The 6,024-nt window shown below is 66.3% G+C and carries 4 protein-coding genes and 1 pseudogene; 2 read left to right on the top strand and 3 right to left on the bottom strand.

Annotated elements, in window-relative coordinates; all coding sequences use genetic code 11:
* From ACNQQL_RS35445 to map, 3 genes and pseudogenes are all read right to left on the bottom strand, one after another.
* Positions 1-238, bottom strand: a pseudogene (locus ACNQQL_RS35445) (pseudouridine synthase); the annotation flags it as partial.
* Positions 239-254: 16 nt separating this feature from the next.
* A complete protein-coding gene (locus ACNQQL_RS35450; protein ID WP_072437088.1) occupies positions 255-2,831 on the bottom strand; it encodes a [protein-PII] uridylyltransferase in 2,577 nt (858 codons plus the stop codon).
* A gap of 45 nt (positions 2,832-2,876) precedes the next feature.
* A complete protein-coding gene (gene map, locus ACNQQL_RS35455) occupies positions 2,877-3,692 on the bottom strand; it encodes a type I methionyl aminopeptidase (protein ID WP_072437089.1) in 816 nt (271 codons plus the stop codon).
* Between the two features lie 389 nt (positions 3,693-4,081).
* Here map and rpsB point away from each other — a divergent pair, with 389 nt between their 5' ends.
* Together rpsB and tsf are read left to right on the top strand one after the other, a co-directional pair.
* Positions 4,082-4,822: a 30S ribosomal protein S2 gene (gene rpsB, locus ACNQQL_RS35460; RefSeq protein ID WP_011352461.1), complete on the top strand. Its 741-nt coding sequence runs from the start codon at positions 4,082-4,084 to the stop codon at positions 4,820-4,822.
* 162 nt (positions 4,823-4,984) lie between these two features.
* The gene (gene tsf / locus ACNQQL_RS35465) at positions 4,985-5,866 is read left to right on the top strand and encodes a translation elongation factor Ts (protein ID WP_072437256.1); all 882 of its coding nucleotides are present in this window, start codon (positions 4,985-4,987) and stop codon (positions 5,864-5,866) included.
* The last annotated feature ends 158 nt before the right edge of the window (positions 5,867-6,024 follow it).

The following is a 6,024-nucleotide window of genomic DNA, read 5'->3' on the forward strand; positions in this document are numbered from 1 at the left end:
AGCGCTTGGCCGGTGCGCGATCCGCGCCCGGGCGCTCGGCGCCCGCGGCACCGCGCGGCTTGAACGTGCGTTCGCCGGCGGCTGCCGGGCCCGACGCCTTTTTCGGGCGGGCCGGCTTGTCTGCCGCGGGCGGCGCTGCGGGGCGCACCGCCTTGCGGGCGACGTGGCTGCCGGAGCGGACAGGTGCGCGGGTCGGCGACGCCGGCCGCGGATTCTTGACGGTCAATTTGGTGCGCATAAACGCTGGGATTCATTCAGACTGCGATCGCACGCAGCAATTCGGTTTCGAGCTGGATCTGCAGGCGGTTGTCGGACAAGCCGGCGCCCGCGAGCAGGAAGATGTCCTCGACGCGTTCGCCGAGCGTATTGATCCGCGCCGCGTGGACGCCGATCCGATGCTCGGCGAGTACGCGCGCGATCGAATAGAGAAGGCCCGGCCGGTCGTTGGCGGACACGGACAGGATGTAGTACTGACCGCGCTCGTCGGCCCGCAGGTCGACGCGCGGCGTGATCGGAAAGGTTCGGGACAGCCTCGACAGGCGGCCCTTGGACGGCTCCGGCAGCGGTGCGGTTTCGGCGAGCCGCGTCGCGAGCTGCTGTTCGACGAGATTCGCGATGTCGCGGTACCGCACGTCGCGTTCGGTCTGCGTGACGATGAAGTTGTCGAGTGCATAACCATGCCGCGTCGTGCTGACGCGCGCGTCGAGCACCGACAGCCCGTTGCGGTCGAAATACGCGCAGATTCCCGCGAACAGGTCGGGGCGGTCCTTCACGTACACGAGCACCTGCAGCGCGTCGCCGATCGGCGACGGCCGCGCGCGGACGATCGCGGTTTCGGCGTTCACGTGCCGGTACAGCACACGCGTCTGCCATGCGATGTCGGCCGCATCGTGACGCAGGAAGAAGCCGACGTCGAGCTGATCCCACAGCGCGCGGTGCGCGTCCTCGGGCACGGTCTCGAGGCGCAGCAGCGCGAGCGCCTGTTCCTGCCGCGACTTCAGCTCCGAATGCGCGTCGGGGTTCGCGCCGCCGAGCACCGCGAGCGTGATGCGGTACAGATCCTCGAGCAGCTTGCCCTTCCACGTGTTCCACACCTTCGGGCTCGTGCCGCGGATATCGGCGACGGTCAGCAGGTAGAGCGCGGTGAGGCGCCGTTCGTTGCCGACGAGTTCGGCGAAGCGCTTGATGACTTCGGGGTCGCTCGTGTCCTGCTTCTGCGCGACCTGGCTCATCGTCAGGTGATGCTGGACGAGCCACACGATCAGCGCCGCGTCGTCGCCGGCGATCTCGTGTTCGCGGCAGAAGCGCCGCGCATCGGCCATCCCGAGTGTCGAGTGGTCGCCGCCGCGGCCCTTCGCGATGTCGTGGAACAGCGCCGCGACATACAGCACCCACGGACGGTCGAAGTTGCCGATCAACTGGCTGCAGAACGGGTATTCGTGCGCATGCTCGGCGACCGCGAAGCGGCGGATGTTGCGCAACACCATCAGGATGTGCTGATCGACCGTGTACACGTGGTACAGGTCGTGCTGCATCTGGCCGACGATGCGGCGGAAGTTCAGCAGATAGCGGCCGAGCACGCTCGTCTGGTTCATCAGCCGGAACGCGTGCGTGATCCCTTCGGGCTGTTGCAGGATCCGCATGAACGTGTGGCGGTTCTGCGGATCGCGGCGCCACGCGTTGTTCATGATTTCGCGCGAGTTGTACAGCGCGCGCAGCGTGCGCGCGGACAGGCCCTTCACGCCGCGGGTCGTTTCGTACAGCAGGAACGCTTCGAGGATCGCATCGGGATGGCGTTCGAACACGCCGTCGTCGACGATCTCGAGCATTCCCTGCTTCTCGACGAAGCGGTCGGGCGACAGCACGCGCGTGATGCCGCTCGTTGCGGGGAAGAGCTGCGCCTCGATGTTCTGGATCAGGATCGTCGCGAGCTGCGTGACGGCTTTCGCGGCCCAGTAATAGCGGCGCATCAGTTGCTCGCTCGCGCGCTTGGCCTGCGTCGGCTGGTAGCCGAAGCTCTCGGCGGCCTGCGTCTGCAGGTCGAAGACGAGCATGTCCTGGCGGCGGCCGGCGATCACGTGCAGCCGTGCACGCAGCGTCTTCAGGAAACCCTCGTTGCGGCGCAGCTCGCGCGCTTCGCGATCGGTGATGAGGCCGCGCGTGTCGAGCTCGCGCCAGCTGCTGCCGAAACCCGCCGCGCGCGCGATCCACAGGATCGTCTGCAGGTCGCGCAGCCCGCCGGGGCTTTCCTTCACGTTCGGTTCGAGGCTGTACGGCGTGTCCTGGAACTTCGCGTGGCGCTGGCGCATTTCGAGCACCTTCGCGGTGAAGAACGCGCGGGCGTCGAGCGCCTCGTGGTAGCGCACCGTGAAGCGCTCGAACAGCGCGGTGCTGCCGACGATGCGGCGCGCTTCCAGCAGCGAGGTTTGCACCGTGACGTCCTGCGATGCCTCCTCGATGCATTGCGCGACCGTGCGCACGCTGCTGCCGATCTCGAGGCCGAGATCCCATGCCATCCCGATGAAACGCTCGATGCGCGGGTCGAGCGCCGGGTCGTGCGCATCGGGCAGCAGCACGAGTATGTCGACGTCGGAATAGGGGGCGAGCTCGCCGCGCCCGTAGCCGCCGACGGCGACGAGCGCGAGCGTCGCCGGCAGCCCGCAATCGTCCCACACGCGCTTCAGCGCGTCGTCGGTGAGTTTCGACTGCGCGTGCATCAGCGACGCGACGTTCGTCGCGCGGCGAAAGCGCTCGAGCATGTCGGCCTTGGCGGCCTTGAATCCGGCGCGCCGCGACAGCGCGTCGGGCGACGGGGCGGCGTGAGCGCTCATGTGCGGCCGTTCAGTTGGGGGTGGGGCGGGCTGGCGCGACGGCGCTCAGACTGCGGCGGCCGGTTGCGCGAACACGGGGCGCGCCGGCGTGCCGGCCGACACGGTCAGCACGTCGTAGCCGGTTTCGGTGACGAGCACCGTGTGCTCCCACTGCGCGGACAGGCTGCGGTCGCGCGTCTTGACCGTCCACTGGTCGGGCATCGTGCGGATGTCGCGCTTGCCGGCGTTGATCATCGGCTCGATCGTGAAGATCATTCCGGGCTTCAGCTCGATGCCCGTGCCCGGACGGCCGTAGTGGACGACCTGCGGATCTTCGTGGAACACCGTGCCGATGCCGTGGCCGCAGTATTCGCGCACGACGCTGTAGCCCTGCGCTTCCGCATGCTTCTGGATCGCGTGGCCGATGTCGCCGAGGTGCGCGCCGGGCTTGACCTGGTCGATGCCGAGCCACATGCACTCGTAGGTGGTCTGCACGAGGCGCTTCGCGAGGATCGAGCCCTCGCCGACGATGAACATCCGGCTCGTGTCGCCGAAGTAGCCGTTCTTGATCACGGTGATGTCGATGTTCAGCGCGTCGCCGTTCTTGATCACCTTCTCGCCGGGAATGCCGTGGCAGATCACGTCGTTGACCGAAATGCAGGTGGCCTTCGGGTACGGCGGATAGCCGGGCGGCTGGTAGTTCAGCGGCGCGGGGATCGTGCCCTGTTCGTTGAGCATGAACTCGTGGCAGAGGCGATCGAGTTCGGCGGTCGTGACGCCCGCGACGACGTGCGGCGTGATGAAGTCGAGCACTTCGCTCGCGAGACGGCAGGCGACGCGCATCTCGGCGATATCGTGTTCGTTTTTGAGCGTAATAGTCATCGAGGTATGCCTGGAATGCGGTGAATTGATGGATTATCGCACCTTATGGCGGGCGTCGCAGCCCCTGCCGGCCGTGCCGATGCGGGTTTTCGAGGATTGTCCGGCCGGCTGCCGCACGGCAAGCGAAAGTGGCGGGCGACTTGAGGGCCGACAAATCGGCGTGCTATACTCTTTGGCTAAGTCGATATCCGAATGCCGAGTTTGTCCCAAGTTGGGGCGGCATTGCGGTGACAGGCTTGCGGCACGGGCGTTTTGCACGTGCCGAATCGCAAGCCGGCGCAACCAGGGTGCCGGCCGCGCAGAATTCGTTGCCTTTCGGAGTAATTCGGGGCAGGTTCGCGCGGCGGTACGGCGGCCGGCTTAAGACCCAACCCTCGTGGAGAATTCACATGGCAGTTACGATGCGCCAAATGCTGGAGGCGGGTGTCCACTTCGGTCACCAGACGCGCTTCTGGAACCCGAAGATGGCACCGTTCATTTTCGGTCACCGCAACAAGATTCACATCATCAACCTCGAAAAGACGCTGCCGATGTTCACGGACGCACAGAAGTACGTGCGTCAGCTGGCAGCGAACCGCGGCACGATCCTGTTCGTCGGCACGAAGCGCCAGTCGCGCGACACGATCGCCCAGGAAGCGCAGCGCGCGGGCATGCCGTACGTCAACGCACGCTGGCTCGGCGGCATGATGACCAACTTCAAGACGCTGAAGGTGTCGATCAAGCGCCTGAAGGACATGGAAGCGGCCGTCGAATCGGGCGAAACCGAGAAGATGAGCAAGAAGGAAGCGCTGCTGTTCGAACGTGAAATCGCCAAGCTGCAGAAGTCGATCGGCGGCGTGAAGGACATGGGCGGCATTCCGGACGCGATCTTCGTCGTCGACGTCGGCTACCACAAGATTGCCGTCACCGAAGCGAACAAGCTGGGCGTGCCGGTCATCGCCGTGGTCGATACGAACCACTCGCCGGAAGGTGTGGACTACGTGATCCCGGGCAACGACGACTCGAGCAAGGCAGTCGCGCTGTACGCGGAAGGCGTGGCCGACGCGATCCTGGAAGGCCGTGCGAACGCGGTCAACGAAGTGGTCCAGGCAGCGCGCGGCGACGACGAGTACGTCGAGGAAAACGCGTAACTGGCCCCGAGCCGGCGCAAAAAGGGGGCTCTCAACAGGCCCCCTTTTTTTAAGCTTGTGCGCCGGACCTGATCGCGCCGAAGCGGCGCGGGTCCGGAAACGAATCTCGGCCGTTCGCGTCCAAGCGGGCGGCGTTGTGAATACAGACTCAAGGAGCGAATGATGGCGGCAATTACCGCAAGCATGGTGGCAGAACTGCGCGCAAAGACCGACGCACCGATGATGGAGTGCAAGAAGGCGCTGACGGAAGCCGACGGCGATCTGGCCAAGGCTGAAGAGCTGCTGCGCGTCAAGCTCGGCAACAAGGCGAGCAAGGCGGCATCGCGCGTGACGGCCGAAGGCGTCGTCGCATCGTTCGTCGGCGGCAACGCAGGCGCGCTGGTCGAACTGAATTGCGAAACCGACTTCGTCGCGAAGAACGACGACTTCCTGGCATTCTCGAAGACGGTCGCCGAACTCGTCGCGACGCAGAACCCGGCCGACGTGGCCGCGCTGTCGGCACTGCCGCTCGAGGGCTCGACGGTCGACGCAGTGCGCCTGGCACTGATCGGCAAGATCGGCGAGAACGTGTCGATCCGCCGTTTCGTCCGCTTCGAAACCGCGAACAAGATCGCAACGTACCTGCACGGCGCGCGCATCGGCGTGATCGTCGAGTACACGGGTGCGGACGAGCAGGTCGGCAAGGACGTCGCGATGCACATCGCGGCAATGAAGCCGGTCGCGCTGTCGTCGGCCGACGTGCCGGCCGAGCTGATCGACACGGAACGCCGCGTGGCCGAGCAGAAGGCTGCGGAATCGGGCAAGCCGGCCGAGATCGTCGCGAAGATGGTCGACGGTAGCGTCCAGAAGTACCTGAAGGAAGTGTCGCTGCTGAACCAGACGTTCGTGAAGAACGACAAGCAGACGATCGAGCAGATGCTGAAGGCAGCGGATTCCGCCGTGCAGAAGTTCGCGCTGTTCGTCGTCGGCGAAGGCATCGAGAAGCGCCAGGACGACTTCGCCGCCGAAGTGGCCGCGCAAGTCGCAGCAGCAAAGCAGCAGTAAGCAGTCAGGCAGTACCCGCGGCGGGCGTCCGCTCCGCCGCGGCCGGCGGCGGGGCCCGCCGGCCGGGGCCCCCCCCGCCACCCGCCGCGGGGGGCCCCCACTCTATATCGGCCCCCCCAGAAGTGGGTGTGGTCCGCACCGGGCCACCACGCCCCCCA

It is taken from the genome of Burkholderia sp. LFS061, assembly GCF_047978125.1.
In the GTDB taxonomy this organism is placed as follows: domain Bacteria; phylum Pseudomonadota; class Gammaproteobacteria; order Burkholderiales; family Burkholderiaceae; genus Burkholderia; species Burkholderia pyrrocinia_C.